Here is a 22,974-nt window from a genome sequence, read left to right on the forward strand (position 1 = left end):
CCCACTGCTTTCGCGAGCAAGCCCGCTCCCACATTTTGGGGCGGGTACCCCCATCACTCGCGCGACGAAGCCAGAATCGCCTGCAACAGCACATCCGCCCCGGCTGTCGACCAATGCGGGTGGATCTCTTCCGCCTCGTTATGGCTCAAGCCATCCACACAGGGCACAAAGATCATCGCCGTCGGCGCGACCTTGTTCAGGTAGCAGGCATCATGCCCTGCCCCGGAAATCATCCGCCGATGGCTATAACCCAAGGCCTCGGCCGAGGCCCGCACCACTTCCACGCAGTCACTGTCGAAGGCAATCGGCGCGTACTGGAAGATCTGCTTGACGCTGGCCTGCAAGCCAATCTCTTCAGCAATCCGGGCCACCGCCTCATGCAGTTGCTGGTCCTGCACACCCAGCACCGCTTCATCGGGGTGGCGGAACTCGACACTGAAGAACACCCGCCCCGGCACCACATTGCGCGAGTTGGGAAAGATATTGGCCATGCCCACCGTCGCACGCCCTTCGGCGCCTTGGGCCAGGCCGATCTGGTTGACCGCTTCCACCACCCGGGCAAAGCCCAGCAGTGCATCCAGGCGGTGATCCATGGGCGTGGTGCCGGCATGGGCACTGCGCCCGCTCAGTTCGACTTCATACCAGCGCTGGCCCTGGGCGCCGGTAACGACGCCGATGGTCAGGTCCTGGGCTTCGAGGATCGGGCCCTGTTCGATATGCAGTTCATACGCCGCATGCACCGCCTGGCCACCCACCGGGTGCGCGCCGGCGTAGCCGATCTGCTGCAACGCCTGGCCGATGGTCACGCCGGCCTTGTCTTCGCGGGACAAGCCGTATTCCAGGTCAAACACCCCGGCATACACCCCCGAGGAAATCATCGCCGGAGCAAAACGCGAGCCTTCTTCGTTGGTCCAGTTGACCACCTCGATCGGCCGGTCGGTCTCGATGCCCAGGTCGTTCAAGGTGCGCAGCACTTCCAGGCCGGCAAGCACGCCGTAGATGCCATCGAACTTGCCGCCGGCTGGCTGCGAGTCGCCATGGGAGCCGGTCAGTACCGGGGCCAGGTGGTCATGGCGGCCAGCGCGGCGGGCGAAGATATTGCCCATGGCGTCCACACGAATGCTACAGCCGGCCGCTGTGCACCAGGCCACGAACAGGTCACGCCCGCGCCGGTCCTCGTCGGTCAGGGCCAGGCGCGACACGCCACCCTTGGGCGTGCCACCGATCTGCGCCATTTCCATCAGCGAGTCCCACAAGCGCTCGCCGTTGACCCGCGCCAGGGCGCTCACGAGCGTGGCCCCTGGGGCTTGGCGTGGTAGCGGAAGTCACAGCTTGGCGCGCCGCCCATGATGGTCTGGGTGCGCGTCAATTCAATATTCGGGTTGTAGCCGACGATAAACAGCTCGTCGCGGTTGCACGACAACAGGTGGCCGATCTCGCCCAGGCCCATTTCGTGGTACATCTCGGCATAGCGGCAGCGCTTGACGTCATAGTCGTAATGCTCGGCGTCGCTGGCGATGATCTCGACTTTCAGCGCATCGTCCTTTTCCCACAGCACTTGCAGCTCAACGAAACTCTTGAGGTCGGCGCCCTGCTCTTCCTGGGCGGCAAAGTGCTTGCCCGCCTGGATCGCGGCGTTGCCCACCGCTTCGCCAATCACCGCTGCGGCAAAGGCCTTGCCCTGCTCGCGCACGAGGATTTCGTAGATCGGCTTGATGATCTCGGCTTCGATGCGCCGGCGGGCCAGGATGCCCAGTTCACCTTCCAGTTTGCTCATGGTGTGCCTCATTCAAATGGCTGCGAAGATCCAATGTGGGAGCTCCCTTATAAGAAACTCCTACATTGAAATTCAGCGCGTTACTTTTTACCGCCAGCCACGCTCACCGGTTGCCATTGATTGGCCTTGACCTGGTAAACGGTGAACGACGGGTTCTGCAGGTTGCCCTGGGCATCAAACGCGATGGTCCCGGTCACGCCTGGATAGCTGATGGCGCGCAGTACCGGCAGGTACTTCTGCGGATCGGTGGAGTTGGCCTGTTCAATCGCGGCGATCAACACGCCAACGCCGTCATAGGCGAAGGGTGCGTGCAGCTCGATATTGCTCTTGAAGCGCGCCTTGTAGGCCTCTTCAAACGCCTGGCCACCCGGCATCTGTGCCACGGCCAGGCCCGGTTCCAGGGCGATCACGCCCTCGCCTTCGTTCTGTGCCAGTTGCAGGAAGGTCTGGCTGACAAAGCCGCCAGCCCCCATCAAGGGTGCCTTGATCCCCAACTGCTTGATGCGCCGGGCCAGCGGTGCAGCCTGGGAGTCGACACCACCAAAGAAGATCAGGTCCGGGTTTTGCCCGCGGATGTTGGTCAGCACCGCACTGAAGTCGATGGTTTTGTCGTCCACGTACTCACGCGCAACCACCTTGGCGCCACCGGCCTCGATGGATTTGACGAACTGGTCCGCCAGGCCCTGGCCGAATGCGGTGCGGTCGTCGATCACGGCGATGCGCTGCGCCTTGAGGGTCTTGAGCGCGTAGTCACCGGCTACCTGGCCGCCGTCATCGTCGTGGCCCATGATCCGGAAGCTGGTGTCGAAACCTTGCTGGGTATAGGCGTGACCGGTAGCCACCGGTGCGACCTGGGCAATCCCGGCGTCATGGTAGACCCGCGCCGCAGGAATGCTGGTGCCGGTGTTCCAGTGGCCGACCACGCCAACCACGCCCTCGTCCACCAGGCGCTGGGCCACGGTGACGGCGGTGCGCGGGTCGGACTGGTCATCCTCGGAAACCAGTTTGTAGGTCACGGCCTCGCCATTGATTTTCGGGTGCTTGGCGTTGGCCTGGTCAATGGCCAGTTGCGCGCCGTTCTCCAGGTCCTTGCCGATCCGCGCCGACGGGCCGGTCAAGGGGCCGGCCAGGCCGATCAGTACCGTCTGGTCGGCCTGGGCCACGCCGCTCAGGGCCAGGCTCAACAACAGTACACGTTTGAAGGGGGCAGTCTTGTTCATGCTTTTTTCCTGTTTCTCATCAGGCCCTCATGGCCTGTGGGGTGGGCGAAACACGCCGGGCGTCCGGTGGCGTTTGTATTTAGGTTATTCACCGAGGTAAGCACTGCGCACCTCGGGGTGGTCGAGCAATTGGTCGCTGGCACCGCTGAGGCTGATGCGCCCGGTATCCATCACATAGGCGCGGTCAGTCACTTGCAGCGCAAGGCGCGCATTCTGCTCCACCAGCAGCAGGGTCATGCCCTGGCGGCACACATCATCGATCACCTGGAACAGCTTTTCGACCATGATCGGCGCCAGGCCCATGGACGGTTCATCGAGCACCAGCAGCCGTGGCTTGGACAGCAACGCACGGGCCAGGGCGAGCATCTGCTGCTCGCCACCGGAGAGCAGGCCGGCCGACTGCTGCAAGCGCTCTTCCAGGCGCGGAAAGTGTTCGAACAGCTGGCGGATTTCCAGGTTGACCTGCTGTGGGTCGCGGCGCAGGAACGCGCCGGCCTGGAGGTTTTCCAGCACGCTCATGCGCGCAAAAATGCCACGCCCTTCCGGCACCATGGCGATGCCCAGGGTCAGGCGCTCATGGGGCGCCAGGTTCAGGATCGAGCGCCCGGCAAAACGGATCTGCCCCGCAGCGGCCGGCAGCAGACCGGTAAGGGCCTTGAGGCTGGAGCTTTTGCCCGCGCCATTGGCGCCGATCAACGTGACCCGCTCGCCTTCATCAATATGCAGATCCAGGGACTTGACCGCCTCGATGGCGCCGTAGCGCACCTTCAGGCCGGCAATCTGCAACAACGCTTCAGACATGGGCGCCGGCTCCCAGGTAGGCCTGGATCACTTGCGGGTGGCGACGCACTTCGGCAGGCGCCCCCACGGCGATCACGCGTCCGTAGTCCAGCACGCTGATGCGGTCACACACGCCCATCACCAGCTTCACGTCGTGTTCAATCAGCAACAGGGTATGACCGTCATCGCGGATTTTTTCCAGCAGGCTGCGCAGTTGCACTTTCTCACTGGCATTCATCCCCGCAGCCGGCTCGTCGAGGGCCAGCAGGCGCGGCTCGGTAGCCAGGGCGCGGGCAATTTCCAGGCGTCGCTGGTGGCCGTAGGACAGGCTGTCGGCGCGGTAGTTGGCAAACCCGGCCAGGCCGACATAGGCCAGCAGGCGGTGGGCATGGGCGCGGGTCTGTGCTTCTTCCTCGCGCCCGCGCGAATGCCCGCTCAAGGCTGCCCAGACGCCGTTATGGGTGCGCACGTGGCGCCCGACCATGACGTTTTCCAGGGCGCTCATGGCGTTGAACAGGCGGATATTCTGGAACGTGCGGGCGATGCCGGCGCGGGCCACCTGGTGCACCGCCGTGGGCTGGTACTCCTGGCCGTCGAGTTGAAAGCGCCCGGAGTCCGGGGTGTACAGCCCCGTCATCACATTAAAGAAGGTGGTCTTGCCGGCGCCATTGGGCCCGATCAGGCCGTAGATTTCCCCGGCCTCGATGCTCAAGCTCACGTCATCGAGCGCGGCCACGCCGCCAAACTGTTTATTGACCTTCTCGATCTGCAATAACGGATGGTTCAAGGTGCACCTCCTGTGCGGCTCGGCCAAAGGCCGGCGGGTCGATACAGCATCGCCAGAATCAGCGCCAGGCCGTAGAACAGCTGACGGATAATTTCCGGGTCCACCAGCACCTGGCCAAACAGCGCCTGCTGCAAGGGGCCCATGCTGGCGCGCAACGCTTCGGGTAGGGCGGCGAGCAACACACAGCCCAGAATCACCCCGGGGATATGCCCCATACCACCGAGCACCACCATGGCCAGCACGGCGATGGACTCGTTGAGGGTGAAGGATTCCGGTGAAACAAAGCCCTGGAACGAGGCAAACAGCGCCCCGCTGATACCGCCGAACGCTGCGCCAATGGCAAACGCCAACAGCTTCAGGCGCAAGGTATTGAGGCCCATGGCCTGGGCCGCCTCTTCGTCCTCGCGGATCGCCATCCATGCGCGGCCGATACGCGAGCGCTCAAGGCGGATGCAGGCAAACAGGATCAGCACTACCAGTGCGGCGAACAGGTAGTAATAGAGGTAGACCGAGGGCAGGCGCAGGCCGAACAGCTCCTGGGTGCGCCCCAGGTTGACGCCCAGCAGTGTCACCGGGTCGACCTGGGCGATGCCCTTGGGCCCATTGGTGAGATTCACCGGGCGGTCCAGGTTGCGCAGCAGGATGCGGATGATCTCGCCAAAACCCAGGGTGACGATGGCCAGGTAGTCGCCGCGCAGGCGCAGGGTCGGGGCGCCGAGAATCACCCCGAACCCGGCCGCCAGCAGCGCCGCCAGCGGCAGGATCAGCCAGATCGAGGTGTGCATGCCCTCCGGCAGCAACGCCAGCAAGGCCGGGAACTGTTGCAACAAATGGGGCGACGAGAGCAAGGCCGCCAGGTAGGCACCCACCGCATAGAAGGCGATAAAGCCCATGTCCAGCAGGCCGGCATAACCCACCACGATGTTCAGGCCCAGGGCCAACATGATGTACAGCAGGGCAAAGTCCAGGGTGCGCACCCAGGTATTGCCGCCGGCATGCCCGACAATCCACGGGGCCAATACCAGGGCCAGGGCGAACAGCAACAGGCCCAGGCTGGCGCGTTTGCTCGAAGGGCTCACAGCGGTTGCCAGGCTCATGCGCGAGTCGCCAGTCGTTCGCCCAACAACCCCTGGGGCCGGAACACCAGCACCGCGATCAACACGATAAAGGCGAACACGTCCTGATAGTTGCTACCGAACACGCCGTTGGTGGCGGCACCGAGGTAGCCGGTGCCCAGGGCTTCGATCAGCCCCAGCAGCAGGCCGCCGAGCATGGCGCCCTTGAGGTTGCCGATGCCGCCCAGCACCGCCGCGGTAAACGCCTTGATGCCGGGCAGGAAGCCCATATAGAAATGCGCGCTGCCATAGTTGCTGGCCATCATGATGCCCGCCAGCGCGGCCAGGGCGCCGCCGATGGCGAAGGTCATGACGATGATGCGGTTGGGATTGATCCCCATCAGGCTCGCCACTTGCGGGTTCTCGGCCACGGCGCGCATGGCCCGGCCAAAACGCGTGCGCTCCACCAGCAGCAACAGCCCGACCATCAGGCTCAACGCCACGCCAATGGTGGTCAGCGCAGTGGCATTGGTCACGGCGGCATGGGTGGCATCGCCAGCCAGCACTTCGATGGGGGCAAGGGGCAGCAGCTGCGGGAACATCTGCGGGTTACGGGTCCAGACCAGCATGGCCACGGTCTGCAACAACAGCGACACGCCGATACCACTGATCAACGGCGCCAGGCGCGGCGCGTTACGCAAGCGCCGATAAGCCACGCGCTCAATCACCACCGCCAGCACCGCACAGAAGGCCATGGCGATCATCGCCGCGGCCAGCAGCAACAGCACCGGCGGCATATCCGGGAAGGCCGCCTGCAGCACACGGATCACCGACAGGCCCACCAGCGCACCGATCATCAACACATCGCCGTGGGCAAAGTTGATGATCCGCAAAATGCCGTAGACCATGGTGTAACCCAAGGCCACTAGCGCGTAGAGACTGCCCGACAGCAAGCCGTTAAGCAGTTGCTGGATAAACGCATCCATGAGAACCATCAACTCCATACACAAAAACATCGGTGCCAGGGCGCACCGACTAAAAGCCCGAGCGCGGAACACTAGTTATTTATTCTGTTTTTATCAAATATCTGAAAGGAATATGTTTATACCAAATAAAAAACGCCCTATTTACGGCGTTTATTCCATACAAAAGCCGCTTTATTTATCTTTTTACTTAGTATTTAATTCAATACATGAATAATTTAGAACAATTAGCCAACGATCCACCGTTGCGTGCCGTGCGCACCTTCGAGGCCTTTGCCCGCCATGGCGGGGTGAATGCCGCCGCCCGCGAACTGGGGGTGTCGCCCTCGGCTGTCAGCCATCAGCTGCACTTGCTGGAAAGCTTCCTGCAACAGCCGCTGACCCTGCGCCAGGGCCGCAACCTGGGGCTGACCGAAGAAGGCCGCGAGTACTACCGGGCGATTCGCTCGGCTTTCGCGGTATTGCGCAGCGCCACCGAACATGTGCGGGAAAAAAGCGCGACGCGCCAGGTCACCATCAGCCTGATTCCGATGTTCGCGACCAACCTGTTCATCCCGTGCCTGCCACAATTTCTCAGTGCCAACCCGGCGCTGGACATCAACATCACCTACGCCAACCACCGCAGCTACCCCAGCGATGCCGCCGACCTGTCGATCCGCTTCGGCACCGGGCACTGGCCGGGTTATCACAGCGAGCCACTGATCAGCGGCGCAGTCACGCCGTTTTGCAGCCGCCAATTCCTCCAGCGCCACGGTCCTATCGCCACACCGCAGGCGCTCAGCGAACTGCCACTGCTGCACGACGAAGAACGCGGCACCTGGGGGCAATGGTTCGATGTCGCCGAGGCCAGTCACAGCAACACGCACAATGGTCTGTTGTTGGAGGACGGCCAGTTGACCCTGATCGCCACCCTCACTGGCCTTGGCTGCTCGCTGCTGCGTGCGCCGTTGGTGGCGCCCTTGGTGGCCAGCGGTGAGCTGGTGCAATTGTTTGATGTGCCGGTCGATGACGGTCGCCAGTATTACCTGTGTCGCCGGGCCAACAGTGAGCTGTCGAGCGAGGGCAATAACCTGTACGACTGGATCAAGGGCCACCTGGGCCACAGCCCCTGACAGTGAGCGGGCAAGTCTTGGCGACTGCCCACGCTGTCGGCTGGTATGATGCCGCGCTTTGAAAAACCAGCCGTAGACCTGCGAGGAAATGCACCGTGAGTAACGACGCAAAAATGACCGGCGACCTGTTCGAAGTGGACAAGCGCCTGTCGCTCAAGCCCGTGGTGGACTTCAATAGCTACCTGCTGGCCGCCTTTGGTGATGGCCCTTGCACTTGCGTGCGCTGCGTTGCCAGCGCAGGTGACGAGAAAGGCTACGAGTATCAGCACACCTTCAACTTCCAGGGCCACACCGCCCACCGCCGCTTTGCGTTGACCGCTGGCAGCGATGTGTTGCAGATGCTGAAAAAAGCCTGGCTGTCATACACCAAGGCCGAGCTGCCTGGCAGTGGTGACTTGGCGCTGGAGACGGTGAAGGAATTTGTCGAGCCGCAGTTGCACAAGCGTTTGCTGCCGTTGTTGCTGGCCAGCGGGTTGGTCAAGGATGGCGAGGGTGGGTTGCAGCTTCAGGCTGTGGCGGCCTGATAGGCAACCGGATCATTACAGCAAATGCATAACCCTGTAGGAGCGAGCTTGCTCGCGAAGAACTTGAAAGCACCGCGTTTACCTAGCAAACACGCGTTATCGTTGACGTCCTTCGCGAGCAAGCTCGCTCCTACAGAAAGCAGAATCCGCTTAACTGACTGGCATTAGGGCTTGCCCGCTCCCACAGGGATGGCTCTGCTCAGCCAAACCACTCCCGCCGTTCCTCGAACGTGTTGACCACCATCGCCACAATCATCTGCACCTCCTGCGGATGCGCCGCCCCTGCATTGACCGCCATCCATACCTGGCGCTGCATGTCCTGGGCAAACAACCCCGGCAGCGCCATTAACCCCCGGTCAAAGCAACTCATGTAGCGCGGCAATAACCCGATGCAGGCGCTGCAGCGGATCATCTCCAGCATCAGCGGATACGCCTGCACCTGCACCACACCCGCCAATCGCTGCTCCACCACGTGGTTCCACGGCGCCAAGGCCTCGACCAACCCATCGGGCTGCCATTGCACCAACATGTAGTCCGCCAAGTCATCCACACTGTCCGGCCGCGCGGCCAGGCGTGAGTAGCGCTTGGCGATATGTGGCACGTAATCCAGGCAAGCCAGCACCTGCGGTGGGTGGGTCGCAAAACCCGGGCCGGGCTGCGGCGAGTCGACACCCGCCAGCCACAGCACCACGTCGGCCTCCACCGCCTGCAATGCCTGCGGGCTGTCGATGGAGACAATCTCCAGGCGCACACTGGCGTTGCGACGCAGCAGGGAGATCAGGTCGCGCCCGAGGATGTCGTGCAGGATGGTTTCGGCCACCGCCAAGCGAATCAAGGGTTGCTCCTGCACAGGCAAGCGCCGTTCGTTGGCCAGGGTCACCAGGCGCGCCTGCAATTGCAGGCCATCACGACTCAGGGCCAGGACGTTGCCCTGGTAGCTGAACAGTGAACGGCGCATCTGCTCTTCCAATAGCGCCAGGCGTTTGCGCAGCAGTGTGGCCTTGATGTTCAGGCTGCGCGCCGCCTGCATGAAGCAACCGCAACGGGCGCTGATCAGGAAGTAGCGCGCCACCTCCGGGTCGATGCCGGCGGCCAGGGCCAGCCAGGCTTCCCGGGGTTCGCCGGGCGCGCGGTAGGGCATCATGCCCTGGGGTGCAGCGGGCTCTAGATAGTCCATGGGGAACTCCCTGTCTTGATTGGGTCTGTGCATCCATGCGTGCAGCCGTTTTTATTCCAATACCTTGTTCAATTGCGCACCGTCGATGCTCAAGGTGGCGGTGTTGAGCATGCCTTCCAGGTAAGCCTTGGCGATCTGCTCCTGGCGCTGGGCCCGCAGGGCCTCGGTCAGGCGTGGACGCAGTTCATCGAGGCTGGCAGTACGCGCCGGTTGTTGCTCGGTCAACTTAAGCACATGGAACCCCGCTGCGCTTTGCACAGCCTGCGATACAGCGCCCGGCTTGAGTTGCGCCACCACACTACGTACCTCCGGCACCAGTTGCTGCAAGGGTTGCAGCCCCGAATCAGCGCCACGCCCGGCGCTGCCCGGTTCTTGGGAATACTGGCTGGCCAACCCGGCAAACTCCGCCGGTGCGGCCTGGGCCCGACGGCTCAGTTCCTGGGCCTGACGCCGTACGGCCTCGGTACTTTGCGGGTCATCCACCGCGAGGAAGATCTGGCTGACCCGGTACAACGGCGGCGTCATCCACTGCGCCTTGCCGCTGTCGTAGGCCAGTTGCAATTCAGCAGCGCTGGGGTAGTCGGCCGGTACCTGGCTGACCGACAACAGGTAGTCGCGAAACACGATCTGCTCGGTGGCAGCGCGAGTCTGTTGTTCCACTTGCGGACGCTGGCGCCAGCCCTGGGCATCGGCCTGTTCGAGCACCGCTTTTTGCGCCAGGCGCGAGCGGATCCAGGTTTCCAGGGCGCCACGATTGGCGCGCAATTGCTCGCGCGACTCGGCCGGTAAGGTGGCCAGCAACGCTTGCAGTTCCGACACGGCCACCTGCTGATTGCCCAGGCGCGCCACCGCCGGGCCGTCCGCAACGCTCACCGGGGCTGGCGGCTGGGCCGCGACCGGGTCGCTGCCCGAGCGCAGGCCCAACCCGACCGCCACCACCAACAGGGCCAGCGCACCCACCACCAGGGTTGGTTTTTTCACAGCACCGGCGCCTCTTCACGGGTTTCAACGCCTGGAGCGTCCTGGGACTGGAGCTGCGCGGCAGTCTGGCTGTACTCACGCAGGTAGACGATAAATTCCTGCAACAGCCGGTCCCACAATTCCAATTGGCTGCGCAGATACAGGGCACCGACGCCCGCCACCACCACGTCCATTTCCATCAGCAGGAATTCACCCTGCACCGACAACCGGGCAAAGCGTCGCGAGGTGTTCCACACCTGGGTCAAGCCTTCGGGTAGCTCACCCTGGGCCCGCAGCGCGCAGCTGTAGGTGAAGTCCACGTAGGCGCCCTGCTCTGGCGCCGGATTACCGAAACGCACGGCAAAACCGATGCCCTGGCTGGCGCTGAGCAACTGCACGATGCCGTTCTGTTCGCTCTGGTTGACTCGGTAGCCGGCCTCTTGCAGCAACTCGGTGAGGCTCTGGGTGGTCACGCTGCTCATCAATTCGCTCATGTTCATCTCTTCCTTGGTTGATCAGTGATTGAGCGCCGCCTGGGGCGCATCAAAGCGGCTGTTGTACAGGCCGTCGCCAAACCCCTGGGCCAGTTCCTCGAACTTGACCCGCGCGCCGCTGGCGAACGGTTGGCGGATGCTCATGACCTCGGCCACGTCGATTTTTTCGTAGGCCGCGAGCAACTCCTGGGCCACGCCGTACATCTGTTGATTCTTGGCTGAACATTGCTGCACTTGTGTGTCACGTTCGCTCAATTGCGCCTGCAGGCGTGCGCGCTCGGTTTCTTTGCCACGGGCCAGCACCAGCAGTTCCTCGTAGGCTTTCTTGAACTTGCCGGTCTGCTCGGCACTCGCCGCCACTTGCGCCTGGGCCTGGCTGTGCAGGCTCTGCTGCTGGCCGGCCAACTGCTCGGCGACGCCGCGCGCCTTGTCCAAATCGGCGCTCAATTGCTTGATCTGCACCTGGGCCTGCCTGGCCTGGTTTTCGGCGGCAATCCGTGCGGCAGCGGCCTGGGCCTGCTCGCTTTGCAGCGCTTGTAATTGCGCGGTGGTGCTGCGCAACTGAGTGCGCAGGCGCTCCTCCATGCCTTCAGCCGAGGCGCCAGTGGCGACCAGGGCCAGGACCAGCCCGCAAATTCGCATGTTCATGGGTTTCTCCCGACGCGTCAGAAGCGCGTATTCAGTTCCAGTTGCATCACGTCGACTTCAAACGGCGCGCCATACACTTCTGATGCGCTCAACCAACGGGCGCTGGCGTAGATGTTCTTGTCGATACCGTAGTTGCCGCCAATGAAATAGCCCTTGGCGTTGGTGCCACCGAGGTGGAACGACGAGTCGTTGAAACCGTCCGGCAAGGCATCTGGCTGGATGTACTTGTAGCCGGCCAACAGGTTCCAGTCGCCGGCCTTTTTCATCTCCAGCGCGCTGCCGAGGGTGAACTGCACCATCAGCGCATTGCCGCCACTTTCAAACTGGCCCTTGCTGTTGATGTTGTTGACGATCTCGCCTTCGCTGCGCTTGAGCATTTCGCCCTTGTCGTAGGCCAGGTTGTGAATGAAGTTGGCCTGGCTGCGCAGCTTGAAGTCTTGCGGCAGCTCGCTGTCCCACACCAGGTTCAGGTCCAGGACATCGAACTTGGAGGCCAGGCCCACGTACTGTGGCTGCGGGGTCAGGCCCGGAGTCGCCGGGTTGGCGTTGATATTGCGCAGCAGGAAGACGCTGTTGCCCTTTTGCATAAAGGCCACGCGCGAACCGTCGGTGTCGCAACCCGGCGCACCGGCCCACGGCGAGCAAGGGCTGGAGCGCTGACCTTCGATGTCGTCGAAGCGGTAATAGGCCAACGCGCCCTTGAGGCTGTTGCTGCGGTTGATCTTCCAGTTGGCGCCGATCTGCCCGCCGAACAGCCATTTGGTGTCGCTGTCTTCCTTGTCGAAACCGTTGCTGCTGGCCGTGTCGGAGGTGTACTCCACCGGGAACGCGCCGATCGTGCCGAACAGGCCCCACTCGTTGTTGAGGCTGTGGTTGAAGATCGCCGCCACACCGTCGAAGTTGAGGTCGTTGGAGTACATCATGTCGGTGGAATAGAACGGGTTGGCGATCCGCCCGCCGGTCAGGGTCAGGTCCTGGGTGGCCTTCCAGGTCAGGTAGCCCTGGTCGAGCCAGATGTCTTTCTTGCCAAAGCCGCCACCCAGGGTCTGGGTGGTGGACACCGGGTTGTTGTCGGAGCCGGTGCCGATGCGGATACCGGCAGTCCACTCGGGCGAAATGATTGCCTTCATGCCCAGGCGCGCGCGCAGGCGGAACAGGTTCTCGCGGTCCTCGCGGGTGTTGAGCAACGGCGGCAGGCGGGTGTTGGTGTCTTTATTGACGTCGTAGGGACCGTTCTCGTTGAGTTTGGCGTAGTCGACGATTTCGTTGCTGTTATTGCCCGAGAAAAACCGCGATTCATCGCGCAGGCGAATGTCACCGTCAAAGCTGATGCGCGATACCCAATCCGGGAAAGTGTTGGGCTGCGCCCAATTCTCTTGCTTGGCGGTGGCCATGACTTCGGCCTTGACCTGGTCGCGGATCTGATCACGCACCGCCGCCGGCACATACTGCACCCGCACATCCCCGGGTGCCGCCGCAGGCCCGGCGGCCACTGCCGTCTGGCGCGCCTGCACTGCCTCTTTCTCGGCCTGGGCGATCAGCCCATCGGCCTGTTCCTGCTTGAGCACGCCTTGCTGCACCAGCAGGCGGATCAGGTTGATCGTGGCGTTTTCCGAGGGCGCGACCGGGGCGGCCGTTGCCTGGCCAACCAGGGTCGCGATGACCATGCCGACCGCCAGGGTCAATCGATTCACGTGGGAAATCATCTGCACACAACTCCTGTAGAAAACTGCAAAAAAGGTTCACTCACTCCGGGCGTCGGCCCTTGAGGGACAGGCGCACCGGCAAGGTCAGGGAGGCCGGTGTGCGTTCTTTCAAACGAGGCGTGGCCCGCAGCGCCGCCAGCACCTGGGCATCGGTGTCGGCATCGCCGCTGGACTGGGCCAGCTCCACCCGCGTCACCTCGCCATCGCCGCTCAACCACAAGTCGGCCTGCACCGCATAGGCCTTCTTGCGCAACTGCGGGTCTTCACGCAGCAGGCGCTGGAACACCCCGGCCAGGTACTGCTTGAACGTTCCCGTGCCCAGGCCGCCCGCGCCTGACCCAGCCATGCCGCCACCCTTGCCGGCGCCAACGTTGAAACCGTCGTTACCGGCCTGGGCATCGCCGTCGATCTGCATCGGGTTGGCCAAGTCGTCGGCGGGACTGGGCGGTGCCTGCTCTTCGGGCTTGACCTCTTGCGGCGCAGGGGTTGGCTCGGGTTCGGGGATTTTTTCCTCGACCTGGGGCTCGGGCTCCTTGGGCGGTTCCGGCGGCGGTGGCGGTGGTGGTGGTGGCGGCAGCGGGATAATCATCGGTACCTTGGGCGCTTCGCGGCGCACGCCACTCATGTCATTGGCCCACTGCCACAAAAACCACGCGGCCACGGCGCCCACCAGCAGGCCCGCGCCCCACTTCAGCGGGCGCAGCGGCGACTTTTTCACGGGCGTGGGCGGGATTGGCACTTGTGCGGTCATGACGGTTTTCCGGTGACCAGGCCAACCTGGGACAGCTCCAGGCGGCGCAACAGATCGAGCACCTCAATGACCTTCTGGTACTGCACCGTGGCGTCGCCGCGCACAATCACCGGGAACTCGGGGTTCAGGGCCTTCTCGATGCGCAGGCGCTCTTCCAGTTCACCCAGGGTCACCGGGTAAGCGTCGAGGAATACCTGGCCGCCGTCGTTGACCGAGATCGCCTTGGTCTTGGCCTCGGACAACGACACCGAGGCGCTGGCCTTGGGCAAGTGGATCTGGATCCCCGAGACCTGGGCCGTGGCCGTGAGGATAAACATCACCAGCACCACCATCAGCACGTCCACCAGGGGCGTGATGTTGATGCTGTCGACGGCGTCTTCTTCATCATCGTGGGAGGCATTCACAGAAGCCATGCGGGTTCTCCTCAGGCCGGTACGTGGGCGGGCTGGACGCGCCGATGCGCGGCCTCGCTGGACTGGCTCTCGCCGTGCATCTCCGCCAGGCGAGTGATGAACTCATCGACGAACACGCGCATGTCGGCGCTGACTTCCTTGTTGCGCGTGATCAGGCGGTTGTAGCCAAACAGCGCGGGGATCGCGACGAACAGGCCCATGGCCGTGGCCAGCAAGGCGGCGGCCATGCCCGGGGCGATCGCATTGATGTTGACGTCACCGGCCATGGCCGTGCCGAGGAACACCACCATGATCCCCAGGACCGTGCCGAGCAGGCCGATGTATGGGCCGCCGGCGATAGCGTTGGACAAGGTCGAGAGCTTGGCGCTGAGTTGCTGGTTTTCCCGGGTGCGCACGCCGTCCATGGAGCAACGGATAGCTTCGATGGTGGCCGCCGACACCGAACTGGTGTCGGCGCCCTGGGCGCGGCGGGTGCGGATTTCCTGGACTGCAACGCGGTACAGGCGCCAGAGCGACGAGTGGGTCAGGCGCTCGGCCAGGAGCTGGTCGTCGTAATACATTTCCAGGCGGGTGCCGATCTGCGCGAACTGCTCGCGGAATACCTCGTTGGCACTGCTGACGCGACTGACCATGCGGTTCTTGCGGATCATGATGACCCACGACTGGAACATCATCGCCACCAGCACCAGGATGATCACCCAGGCATCGATCGGCACGGCCTTGAGCAAAAAGCCCAGGCTGCCGAAACCGAAGCCGGACTGTTCTTCGTCCACGCCATAGGCCAGCAGTTTCGACTCGGAACCCTGGGCACTGGCATCGGCCAGCAACACCCCCGCCGCACGCGCCACCTTGGACAGGCGCAGTTCATCCATCGCCCCGGTAAATGGCAGCAAGCCGCTGGTGGATTGCGGCAGGTCGGCGCCGATGGCCAGTTGTGAGTTGAACGCCGGCATCGCCTGCGCCAGGTTCGCGGTTTCACGGCCGTTGACGTACAGCGTCACGCTATTGCCGGCGGCGGTGAACGCCAGGTGTTGCCATTGGCCGGGGTTCAGCGGCTGGGTCGACACCGCGCGCTGGCCGTCGATCTCGATAAACGGCGTGCCCTGGTTCAAGCCCAGCAGCAGGTTGGCGGTGCCTTCGCGCCGGGCCAGCACCACTTGCTCACCGCCGGCCTGATCCAGGCGCAGCCAGGCGCTGAAGGTAAAGGCACCGTTGGCGGTGTGCTGCAACGATGGGCTGGCCGGCAACAGCAAGGGCTGGCCGCTGAACTGCAAGGCCCGCCCGATCACGCCGTCGATGCTCGCGCCGGTGGCGTTCAGCGCGGTGTTGCCATAAGCCGTGGTGTCACGGGCCGGGGTGCCGTTGGCGCCATCGAAATGGTAAAGCGCGGTGTAGCTCGGATCGAACGTCAATTGGCCGTTGCCGGTCGCCGGGGCCTTCTCGTTGCCGTAGTACATCCACAGGTCCTGGCGCTGGCCGCCTTCGACCTTGGGCATGTCGACCCAGATCAGTGCCATGCCCATCAGTGGGTCAAAGCTTTCGATCTGGTGGTTGAACACGGTCTTGTCATCGACGCTGACAAAGCGCAGGTCGGCGCCGTCTTCCTTGACCCCGTCGAAGGTGAAGTTGCCGGTGTGCAGGCGCACCAGCAACGCGGTGCGGCCCAGCGCCTGATTGATCGCGGCACCTTGGGGGGTGGTGTCCACCGAAATCTGCTTGCGGTAATGCCAGTCGTCCTGCCACCAGGCATGGGCGGTGGCCGGGAGCGCGAAGCCCAGGCAGATCAACAGGCTCAGAAATAGGCGTTGCATGTGAAGGGTTCTCCGGAAAAAAGGGTCAGAAAGTCGCCTGCACACTGAAGTGCAGTCGCGAGTCCTGTTTCTGGGTGTTTGGTCCATCGAGCAGCGGGTAGCCCCAATCCAGGCTGCCGGACAACCACTTGCTCAAACTGGCGCGGGTACCGAGGCCGACGCTGGCCAGGCTGTATTCGTCTTCCTGCTCGGGCAACGGGTCGTGCAGGCGCAGGCGCGCACCTTCGGCAAAGGCGTAGAAACGCCATTCCTGTACATAGCTGCCGAGGAACTTGGCCAGGGACGGCGTGCGCAGTTCCTGGGAGAGCAAGTAGCCCTCATCCCCGGTGCGCTCGGCGGCCAGGTAGCCACGGATCGAGGTGGCACCGCCGGCGGAGTACTGCTCGTTGGACACCAGCGGCCCGGAGGCCAGTTGGAAGGCGGTCTTGGTCGCCGACTGCCAGTCGCCGGTGAAGGTGTAGGTGTAATTCAGGTCGCCCTTGAGCACGGCAAAACTGGGGCTGGCCTGGTCGCGCTTGTACTGGAACTCTTCGGCGTCGCTGCCGTAGCCAAAAAACGCACGGGTGCCGACCACCAGGTTCAGGCCCAGGCCCAGTTGCGCCTGCTCGGTGTAGCGGTAGCCGTTGTAGCCGAAGGTCAATGGCGCGTACTTCAGCGGGATCTGGTCGCGACTGCCGCCAAACTGCATCTGCTCGTCGAAGTCCTTGAAGTCCACTCCCACCGACAACGAATTGGCCCAACTGCCCGTGGCCGGCAGGTTGTAGATCGCCGAGACGCCGTAGGAGTGGCCCTTGCCCAACACGTTGCTGCCGCCAATCGTGGCGATATTGCTGTCGGACTGGTAACCGGAGAACTGCAAGGTCCAACGCTCGTTGAGCGGTGCGCTGTAGGAACCCGACCAGACCTTGGCGTTTTCACTGTCCTGGGGCGCCGTGAAAAAGGTCAGGGACACGCTGTGCCCCAGTTGCCAGAGGTTGTCGTAACCCAGGGTCGCGACGCTGCGCAGTTTCTCGGTGTCGGCGCTGTAGTCGTTGTTCAAGCCGAGGCTGGCGTGCCAGGGATTCTGGTCTTCGACCTGCAGGTCCACATCCATGGTGCCGGGGCGCTGGCCCTCACGCACCAACGGCGTGACCTGGCGCCCTGCCCCGCGATTCAAGCCCGCCAGTTGAGTCTGTACAGTGGCGAAATCCGGCACTGCACCCTCCTTCAGTGCTGGCACCTCTTCGCGGATTTCCACCGGCGAATAGTGCTTGGCCCCCACCACTCGCACACGACCGACCTTGGTCTCGCTGACTTGCAGGTAGACGATGCCGTCATCGACCTTCTGCTCGGGCAATTCGACAAACACCGACTGATAACCACGTGCCTGGTAGATCTTCTGCAGGGCATCGCGGGCACCCTCGATGTCGACCAGGGTCTTTTGCGGGCCGAGGAACGGGTACACCGCCTCCTCGATGGCCCGGGCGTCGAGCACGGTATTGCCGCGCACGAAGTACTCATTGACGTCCACCCGGCGCACCGCGGCCTCTTCCTCAGCCCACACCGGCGGCGCCAGCGCCCCCAGCGTCAGGCAACACAGTGCCAACGTTGATTTGAACAGATGCGTCACACCGCCCCCTGGATTACTGAAGTTATTGGCCTTCACTGTTGTTGGCACAGCGTTTGGCCTGCTCAATTGCTGGATGTCGAGGTATTGGCATGCCGTGCCAGCCAGGTGTGCAGCAGCGCGAAGTTCAAGGAGAACTCCGGCATGTGCAGCAAGGCGCCACAGAACACTTCACCGATGATTTTCTGGATCAACTGCACTGCCCGTGGGTTGCCCAGGAGCGTGGCGATATCGCGTTGCAGGATGTGGATGCCCCAGACCCGTTGGGTCAGGTCCAGGCCGACGAACCAGCGAAACAGCAGGTTGTAGTTGAGCTGCTCATGCAGTTGCTGTTCGCTGGGTACCGAATAGAGCAGTTGCAGCAACAGGATCTGCAACACCGTACGCGGGGCGATGAGCATGCCGGGTTCGGCATTCAGGGCCTGGAGCAAGTCGCGGTGCTGGTCGAGCACCTCGTCGATCTGCGGGCGCAGCAACACCAGGGAGTGACCGGCGGGTATGTAGCTGGACACTTCTTTCAAGGCGCCCTGCCAGTCCTCCTGGGACACGATCCAGACCCAGGGCGCGCCATAGCGATAGACCGAAACCGGCTTCTTGCGCGCGGCTTCGACGATCTTTGACAGGCGCTGGTCGAGCTCCTGCATGCCTACTTTCGAGTAGCGTTCCATAGTTCCCATCCGCCCCACTCCTGGCCTGTTTCGCGTGCTTGAGCGCGTTACATAGGCAAGACGGGGGGACGGGGGAGCTACCGAACTTTTGTCACAAAAGCTTCACTCTTTGACGCCCCACTGTGTAGGAGCCGGCTTGCCGGCGAAGGTCGTCAACGATAATGCGGGGGGCCTGACGGAACGTGGTGATCTTGCGTTTTTCGCGAGCAAGCTCGCTCCTACAGATGCTGCACGCCCTGCAACGGCAGCTCATAAGACTTCTTCACCGTGCGCACCACCAACGTCGATGAATACGTGCGAATCGGAATATCCCGGTACGTGTCGAGAAACCGATAGATGTATTCGGTGTACTCCGTGGCATCGCGAAACTTGGCCACCATCACAAAGTCAAACTCCCCGGTCATCAGGTAACAGTCCTGGATCTCCGGGTGACTGGCCAGGATGTGCTGCATCTTGCGATCAATGTCGTTGCTGTCCTTGTCGAGCTTGATCAAAAAGAACGCGGTGACCTGGATCCCCAGCTTTTTTTCATCCAGCACCGCGACTTTCGCCTTGATGATTCCTGCACTCTCCAACCGCCGGATGCGCCGGTAACAACTGGTCGAGGACAGCCCCACGCTGTCGCTGAGCAGGTCCAGGCTCTGGGTGCAATCCTTCTGCAATTTGCCGAGAATTTTCAAATCCATGGCGTCTGTCATTATTTCCACTTCTTCCTTGAGAAAACTGCAATGAATCCGCCGTAACCGCCGACCAATTTGCACAAATCACTGCACAGTGGCCCGTTACTATCAAATCCAGCTTAGCAGCCCCGGCAGATCCAGCATGGGGGCTGCATGAGAGGGATCCTATGATAGTCGCCAAACCGACATGGACCGCTGATATCCAAGGGCTTTTCACCGCGCCTTACTGGATACCACCCGCAGATCGCGCCATCGTCGCAGGCTCGTGGGTACGCTGCATGAACGCCTACGACGTGTTCCTCGAAGACCCCGATTCGGTCAAGACCTGGTCAGAAACCATCTACCAGCACCTGGCGTCGCGCAATATGCCGCTGACCCTGGATGACCGGCAGTTCTGGCCCATCGATGCCCTGGAAACCTTCCGCCTGTGGGTCAACCAGGGCTGGCGCCTGAACAGCTTTTCGCCGTTCGACATCGCCGAGCGCATCCCGCCTCCAGACCTGCCGCACCCGGTCAAGCGCGTGCGCCAGGACATCCGCGCGTTGAGCCAGGCACAACTGGACCTGTACCGCGCGCGGCTCGACGACGTGATGCAGATAGGCAACCCGGACAGCGGCTCACCCTGGCAGCGCTACGCCTATATCCACACCAACTGGTGCCTGCATTACCAGGAGGCCTTTGCCCTGTGGCATCGCGCCTACCTGCTGTACCTGGAGGCATTGATCGACTGCCCGATCCCGTACTGGGACTGGATGGCCGAGGACGCCAGTGTCGATGGCAGCCCTCAGGCCGGCCTGCCCCAGGCCTTTCTCGATGAAACCTATGTACACCCGCACAGCGGTGAAGTGCGGCGCAACCCGTTGCGCTATGCAGCGGCCAAGGACGGTCGCTCGAAAGTCTGTGCCTCGGGCAACGTCGAGGGCGTGGACTGCCGGTTCGTGCAACGCAATCCGCTGTTCTATACCCAGGGTGACCAGCAGCGCCTCAAACGCACCCAACTGTATGGGATGAGCCGGATTTTCCAGCAGCAGGTGGTCGACGCCCTGACGTTCAAGACCTTCAGCCAGCCCCAGGGCGTGCCGGGGTATCCCTGGGCCAATATCACCGTGTTTGATCCACCGCAAAAAGACGAGTTGTACCCCAACCGCACGCTGAACTTCGATGGCCTCTACGAACAACCCCACGACAACTATCACGGCTGGATCGGTGGTGATATGGCCGACAACGCCTACACCGCGTTTGACCCGGTGTTCTGCTCCTACCACGCCAATATCGACCGCGTGCTGGAACTCTGGATCCGCGCCAACCCGGCGGCGCAGTACACCACCCAGTGCCTGCTCCAGCCGTTTGCCGGCAGCCAGGCCGAGACGGTGACCTTCACCAGTGCCGATGCCTGGCGCTATACCACCCTGGGCGATATGGCCCAGGACAGCCGGCATATCGGCTATGACTACGGCACGCCAGTGGCGCCGCCGTTTGGAGCACACCGCGCCAGCGCGAAAGCCTGCTGCCCGCACAGTGCCGCGCCTGTCCAGGAGCAGGTGCAGGCCAGCGGCCCGTGGGTGGTGTTCGACCATGTGCGCTGCACCCACGACACCTACCTGATCGACGTCTTCCTCAACCAGCCCGACGCCACGCCACAGCAAGTCAACGCCGATAACCCGCACTACGTCGGGCGCTTCAGTCGCATTGGCATGGGGCTGGTGGATGACAAGGGTCGCTGCATCACCCACGGCGTGTGCCGCGCGCTGAATGCCGCGCGCAGTGCCACGGCATTGCACCTTGGCCCCACGCACGCCGTGCAGTTGAGCCTGCTGGTCACCCATCTCGATAGTGGCCGGGTATTGGCGCCGCAAGAGTACGCGCCGCTGCCTGGCTTTATCGCCCAACTGGTGTGGGACGACCCGCGCCAGACCGTTGCCGACCCTCCCCCGAGTGCCGGTTGCTGTGCAGCTACCCCCACACCCCATGGAGATCTGACATGAGCACGCCCTTCAAGCAATTCACCTCCCCCGCTGGGCAAGCGCCAAAGGACTACAACAAGCTGGGCCTGGAAAACCAGTTGCCGCAATTTGAAACCGACTGGAACAACGACGTCACCGGCTGGACCGAAGCCGCGATCATCGGTAACCCGTGGTCGGGCCTGTATGACGCACCCCGCTCGGGCTACTACAACCCGCTGGTCGAGGGTTATGGCCCCGACACTCCGCCTGCGATCACCTGGCAGCCCTTCCCCAACCGGCTGTGGACCTTTTTCTACAACAACGGCACGGCGGTGATCCCGCAACTGGGCGGCAAGGCCATGACCCTGCAACAAGTCATGGAACTGACCGATAACGGCCAGATCACCATCAACGACACCCTGTACAGCCTGTACGACCCGGACAAGAAGGGCACCCTGCTGCAACTGCCGGTAACCCGCTGCCCGAGCATCGACTGGCAGGGTAAATACAAAGACTTCTCGCCCTCGGGGCCACGCGGCTGGCTGGACGAATACTGCGAATGGTCGATTGTGCGCGATGCCAATGGCGACATGCGCAAGATCACCTTCACCAGCGAAAACCCGGCGTATTTCCTGGCGATGTGGCGCATCGATCCGAATGCCGTGCTGGGGCTGTATCGCGACTACATCGACCCGGCCGTACAACTGGAAGACCTGTACCTGCGCTATACCGCCGACTGCCCGACCGGCAAGGCCGGCGACCCGGTGATCGACCCTACCACGGGCCAGCCCGCCTACGACACCGTCAACAAGTGGAACGCCGGCACCGCCTGCACCCCCGGCCAGTTCGGCGGCGCGATGCACCTGACTTCCGGCCCCAACACCCTCAGCGCCGAGGTGTACCTGGCAGCAGCGGCCACGATCATGCGCCCCCTGAGCAGCAGCCAGAGCCCGCAATCGTTGATCTGCTGCGCGCAATACGGGCAGAACTATCGCAACTCCGACCCGCATATCGGCTTTGCGGCCAACGGCGTGGCCGTCGAAAACCGGATTTCCCTGACCAACCCCATCGCCCTGTACCTGCAACAGCCCACCAACTTCTCGGCGTGGAAAGGCCCGCAGGGCCAGGATGTCAGCCAGTACTGGCGCATTACCCGAGGCACCGCCAAATCAGCGGTCAACGGCTCTGACCAGATTCTGCAGGCGGTGTTTGAAGTACCGGCCAGCGCAGGATTTTCGATCAATGACATCACCATCAACGGCCAGGCTGTCGACTACGTGTGGGTGATTGCCCAGCAGTTGCTGGTGGGCCTGAGTGTGACCGCCACGCCGATCAGCAGCACGCCGCCGTCGTCGCCTTGTGTGCAGGACCGGGTCAATGGCTTGCAACCCTGGCCGGTGCAATTGCTGCCGCTGGACCTGTTCTACGGCCAGTCGCCCACCGACCTCCCGGCCTGGCTCGCCCAAGGCACCAGCAACCCGTTTGCCCTGGTGGTACAAGGCGCCGACCTCAAGACCACCGCCGCCACCGCGCGGATCCAGTTCAGCAACCCCGGGGTCACGGCGCAGGTCACGCAATTTCTGCCCGATGCCTCGGCGATTCCCGGGCAGACCAATTCGGGTGGGACCCAGGGTTACATCATGACCATCACCGTCGCGCCAAACGCTGCGCCAGGGTTGGTGACGGTGCGCGCGCTCAACCCAGGCGAGGCGGATAACGTCAGCGCGGCGGACCATCCGTGGGAGTCCGGGCTGGCGTTGGTGCCGTCCACCTAAGGGCAAACACCGCCCCCTGTAGGAGCTGGCTTGCCAGCGAAAATCCTCAACGATAACGCGGGGTACCTGGTGCCCAACGGTGTTCTCAGGTTTTTCGCCGGCAA

The 22,974-nt window shown here is 63.0% G+C and carries 22 protein-coding genes and 1 pseudogene; 5 read left to right on the forward strand and 18 right to left on the reverse strand.

Features of this window, described 5'->3' with window-relative positions; translation table 11 throughout:
* Nucleotides 1–53: 53 nt before the first annotated feature.
* The 7 genes from H097_RS16205 to H097_RS16235 form a co-directional block, all read right to left on the reverse strand.
* Nucleotides 54–1,289: a Zn-dependent hydrolase gene (locus tag H097_RS16205; protein WP_032860997.1), complete on the reverse strand. Its 1,236-nt coding sequence runs from the start codon at nucleotides 1,287–1,289 to the stop codon at nucleotides 54–56.
* Nucleotides 1,286–1,777 carry an L-2-amino-thiazoline-4-carboxylic acid hydrolase gene (locus tag H097_RS16210; RefSeq protein WP_032860998.1) on the reverse strand — a complete coding sequence of 164 codons (492 nt, stop codon included), beginning with the start codon at nucleotides 1,775–1,777 and terminating at the stop codon, nucleotides 1,286–1,288. Before H097_RS16210 ends, H097_RS16205 begins: the two co-directional genes overlap by 4 nt.
* Before the next feature lie 80 nt (nucleotides 1,778–1,857).
* Nucleotides 1,858–2,997: a branched-chain amino acid ABC transporter substrate-binding protein gene (locus H097_RS16215; protein ID WP_032861000.1), complete on the reverse strand. Its 1,140-nt coding sequence runs from the start codon at nucleotides 2,995–2,997 to the stop codon at nucleotides 1,858–1,860.
* Nucleotides 2,998–3,081: 84 nt separating this feature from the next.
* A complete protein-coding gene (locus tag H097_RS16220; RefSeq protein ID WP_029292968.1) occupies nucleotides 3,082–3,798 on the reverse strand; it encodes an ABC transporter ATP-binding protein in 717 nt (238 codons plus the stop codon).
* On the reverse strand, nucleotides 3,791–4,564 hold the full coding sequence (locus H097_RS16225; RefSeq protein WP_032861001.1) for an ABC transporter ATP-binding protein: 774 nt from the start codon (nucleotides 4,562–4,564) through the stop codon (nucleotides 3,791–3,793). The genes H097_RS16220 and H097_RS16225 overlap by 8 nt, the downstream gene beginning before the upstream one ends.
* Complete coding sequence (locus H097_RS16230; protein WP_032861002.1) at nucleotides 4,561–5,661, reverse strand: ABC transporter ATP-binding protein; 1,101 nt, start codon at nucleotides 5,659–5,661, stop codon at nucleotides 4,561–4,563. The genes H097_RS16225 and H097_RS16230 overlap by 4 nt, the downstream gene beginning before the upstream one ends.
* Nucleotides 5,658–6,605, reverse strand: coding sequence for a branched-chain amino acid ABC transporter permease (locus H097_RS16235; RefSeq protein WP_032861004.1), 948 nt, complete (start codon nucleotides 6,603–6,605; stop codon nucleotides 5,658–5,660). The genes H097_RS16230 and H097_RS16235 overlap by 4 nt, the downstream gene beginning before the upstream one ends.
* Before the next feature lie 206 nt (nucleotides 6,606–6,811).
* Between H097_RS16235 and H097_RS16240 the strand changes: the two genes are divergently transcribed.
* Together H097_RS16240 and H097_RS16245 are read left to right on the forward strand one after the other, a co-directional pair.
* Nucleotides 6,812–7,714: a LysR substrate-binding domain-containing protein gene (locus H097_RS16240; RefSeq protein ID WP_032861005.1), complete on the forward strand. Its 903-nt coding sequence runs from the start codon at nucleotides 6,812–6,814 to the stop codon at nucleotides 7,712–7,714.
* A gap of 95 nt (nucleotides 7,715–7,809) precedes the next feature.
* Nucleotides 7,810–8,238, forward strand: coding sequence for a hypothetical protein (locus H097_RS16245; protein WP_032861007.1), 429 nt, complete (start codon nucleotides 7,810–7,812; stop codon nucleotides 8,236–8,238).
* A 199-nt stretch (nucleotides 8,239–8,437) separates the two neighbouring features.
* On the opposite strand, the gene H097_RS16250 is transcribed toward H097_RS16245, so the two are convergent.
* The 10 genes from H097_RS16250 to H097_RS16295 form a co-directional block, all read right to left on the reverse strand.
* Nucleotides 8,438–9,415, reverse strand: a complete 978-nt coding sequence (locus H097_RS16250) for a LysR family transcriptional regulator (RefSeq protein ID WP_032861008.1) — start codon at nucleotides 9,413–9,415, stop codon at nucleotides 8,438–8,440.
* A gap of 51 nt (nucleotides 9,416–9,466) precedes the next feature.
* Complete coding sequence (locus tag H097_RS16255) at nucleotides 9,467–10,396, reverse strand: peptidylprolyl isomerase (RefSeq protein ID WP_032861010.1); 930 nt, start codon at nucleotides 10,394–10,396, stop codon at nucleotides 9,467–9,469.
* Nucleotides 10,393–10,869 carry a YbjN domain-containing protein gene (locus tag H097_RS16260; RefSeq protein WP_191982827.1) on the reverse strand — a complete coding sequence of 159 codons (477 nt, stop codon included), beginning with the start codon at nucleotides 10,867–10,869 and terminating at the stop codon, nucleotides 10,393–10,395. Before H097_RS16260 ends, H097_RS16255 begins: the two co-directional genes overlap by 4 nt.
* A 21-nt stretch (nucleotides 10,870–10,890) precedes the next feature.
* Nucleotides 10,891–11,517, reverse strand: a complete 627-nt coding sequence (locus H097_RS16265; protein ID WP_032861013.1) for a hypothetical protein — start codon at nucleotides 11,515–11,517, stop codon at nucleotides 10,891–10,893.
* 17 nt (nucleotides 11,518–11,534) lie between these two features.
* Entirely contained in the window at nucleotides 11,535–13,223 is a 1,689-nt protein-coding gene (locus tag H097_RS16270) for a putative porin (protein ID WP_032861015.1), read from the reverse strand.
* Nucleotides 13,224–13,263: 40 nt separating this feature from the next.
* Nucleotides 13,264–13,974, reverse strand: a complete 711-nt coding sequence (locus tag H097_RS16275) for an energy transducer TonB (RefSeq protein ID WP_032861016.1) — start codon at nucleotides 13,972–13,974, stop codon at nucleotides 13,264–13,266.
* The gene (locus H097_RS16280; RefSeq protein ID WP_032861017.1) at nucleotides 13,971–14,387 is read right to left on the reverse strand and encodes a biopolymer transporter ExbD; all 417 of its coding nucleotides are present in this window, start codon (nucleotides 14,385–14,387) and stop codon (nucleotides 13,971–13,973) included. The genes H097_RS16275 and H097_RS16280 overlap by 4 nt, the downstream gene beginning before the upstream one ends.
* Before the next feature lie 11 nt (nucleotides 14,388–14,398).
* Nucleotides 14,399–16,198 carry a MotA/TolQ/ExbB proton channel family protein gene (locus H097_RS16285; RefSeq protein ID WP_032861018.1) on the reverse strand — a complete coding sequence of 600 codons (1,800 nt, stop codon included), beginning with the start codon at nucleotides 16,196–16,198 and terminating at the stop codon, nucleotides 14,399–14,401.
* 25 nt (nucleotides 16,199–16,223) lie between these two features.
* Nucleotides 16,224–17,807 carry a ShlB/FhaC/HecB family hemolysin secretion/activation protein gene (locus H097_RS16290; RefSeq protein WP_032861120.1) on the reverse strand — a complete coding sequence of 528 codons (1,584 nt, stop codon included), beginning with the start codon at nucleotides 17,805–17,807 and terminating at the stop codon, nucleotides 16,224–16,226.
* Nucleotides 17,808–17,869: 62 nt separating this feature from the next.
* Nucleotides 17,870–18,472, reverse strand: coding sequence for a transposase (locus H097_RS16295; protein ID WP_032861019.1), 603 nt, complete (start codon nucleotides 18,470–18,472; stop codon nucleotides 17,870–17,872).
* Nucleotides 18,473–18,608: 136 nt separating this feature from the next.
* On the opposite strand from H097_RS16295, the pseudogene H097_RS28805 reads away from it, so the two are divergent.
* Nucleotides 18,609–18,695: pseudogene (locus H097_RS28805) on the forward strand (outer membrane lipoprotein carrier protein LolA); the annotation flags it as partial.
* Here H097_RS28805 and H097_RS16300 read toward each other — a convergent pair.
* Nucleotides 18,691–19,158: an Lrp/AsnC family transcriptional regulator gene (locus H097_RS16300; protein ID WP_032861020.1), complete on the reverse strand. Its 468-nt coding sequence runs from the start codon at nucleotides 19,156–19,158 to the stop codon at nucleotides 18,691–18,693. The pseudogene H097_RS28805 and the gene H097_RS16300 sit on opposite strands and share 5 nt — an antisense overlap.
* Nucleotides 19,159–19,319: 161 nt before the next feature.
* On the opposite strand from H097_RS16300, the gene H097_RS16305 reads away from it, so the two are divergent.
* Both H097_RS16305 and H097_RS16310 read left to right on the forward strand, forming a co-directional pair.
* Nucleotides 19,320–21,137, forward strand: coding sequence for a tyrosinase family protein (locus tag H097_RS16305; RefSeq protein ID WP_032861021.1), 1,818 nt, complete (start codon nucleotides 19,320–19,322; stop codon nucleotides 21,135–21,137).
* On the forward strand, nucleotides 21,134–22,870 hold the full coding sequence (locus H097_RS16310; protein ID WP_032861022.1) for a hypothetical protein: 1,737 nt from the start codon (nucleotides 21,134–21,136) through the stop codon (nucleotides 22,868–22,870). The genes H097_RS16305 and H097_RS16310 overlap by 4 nt, the downstream gene beginning before the upstream one ends.
* The last annotated feature ends 104 nt before the right edge of the window (nucleotides 22,871–22,974 follow it).

It is taken from the genome of Pseudomonas sp. FH4 (assembly GCF_000510915.2).
Classification (GTDB): domain Bacteria; phylum Pseudomonadota; class Gammaproteobacteria; order Pseudomonadales; family Pseudomonadaceae; genus Aquipseudomonas; species Aquipseudomonas brenneri.

What these genes read in the sequence shown, in the direction of transcription:
- H097_RS16305 (WP_032861021.1), top strand. Translation starts at nt 19,320, where the DNA reads ATGATAGTCGCCAAACCGACATGGACCGCTGATATCCAAGGGCTTTTC.
- H097_RS16250 (WP_032861008.1), bottom strand. Translation starts at nt 9,415, where the DNA reads ATGGACTATCTAGAGCCCGCTGCACCCCAGGGCATGATGCCCTACCGC.
- H097_RS16265 (WP_032861013.1), bottom strand. Translation starts at nt 11,517, where the DNA reads ATGAACATGCGAATTTGCGGGCTGGTCCTGGCCCTGGTCGCCACTGGC.
- H097_RS16285 (WP_032861018.1), bottom strand. Translation starts at nt 16,198, where the DNA reads ATGCAACGCCTATTTCTGAGCCTGTTGATCTGCCTGGGCTTCGCGCTC.
- H097_RS16275 (WP_032861016.1), bottom strand. Translation starts at nt 13,974, where the DNA reads ATGACCGCACAAGTGCCAATCCCGCCCACGCCCGTGAAAAAGTCGCCG.
- H097_RS16280 (WP_032861017.1), bottom strand. Translation starts at nt 14,387, where the DNA reads ATGGCTTCTGTGAATGCCTCCCACGATGATGAAGAAGACGCCGTCGAC.
- H097_RS16215 (WP_032861000.1), bottom strand. Translation starts at nt 2,997, where the DNA reads ATGAACAAGACTGCCCCCTTCAAACGTGTACTGTTGTTGAGCCTGGCC.
- H097_RS16260 (WP_191982827.1), bottom strand. Translation starts at nt 10,869, where the DNA reads ATGAGCGAATTGATGAGCAGCGTGACCACCCAGAGCCTCACCGAGTTG.
- H097_RS16270 (WP_032861015.1), bottom strand. Translation starts at nt 13,223, where the DNA reads ATGATTTCCCACGTGAATCGATTGACCCTGGCGGTCGGCATGGTCATC.
- H097_RS16295 (WP_032861019.1), bottom strand. Translation starts at nt 18,472, where the DNA reads ATGGAACGCTACTCGAAAGTAGGCATGCAGGAGCTCGACCAGCGCCTG.
- H097_RS16210 (WP_032860998.1), bottom strand. Translation starts at nt 1,777, where the DNA reads ATGAGCAAACTGGAAGGTGAACTGGGCATCCTGGCCCGCCGGCGCATC.
- H097_RS16300 (WP_032861020.1), bottom strand. Translation starts at nt 19,158, where the DNA reads ATGGATTTGAAAATTCTCGGCAAATTGCAGAAGGATTGCACCCAGAGC.
- H097_RS16310 (WP_032861022.1), top strand. Translation starts at nt 21,134, where the DNA reads ATGAGCACGCCCTTCAAGCAATTCACCTCCCCCGCTGGGCAAGCGCCA.
- H097_RS16230 (WP_032861002.1), bottom strand. Translation starts at nt 5,661, where the DNA reads ATGAGCCTGGCAACCGCTGTGAGCCCTTCGAGCAAACGCGCCAGCCTG.
- H097_RS16220 (WP_029292968.1), bottom strand. Translation starts at nt 3,798, where the DNA reads ATGTCTGAAGCGTTGTTGCAGATTGCCGGCCTGAAGGTGCGCTACGGC.
- H097_RS16235 (WP_032861004.1), bottom strand. Translation starts at nt 6,605, where the DNA reads ATGGATGCGTTTATCCAGCAACTGCTTAACGGCTTGCTGTCGGGCAGT.
- H097_RS16240 (WP_032861005.1), top strand. Translation starts at nt 6,812, where the DNA reads ATGAATAATTTAGAACAATTAGCCAACGATCCACCGTTGCGTGCCGTG.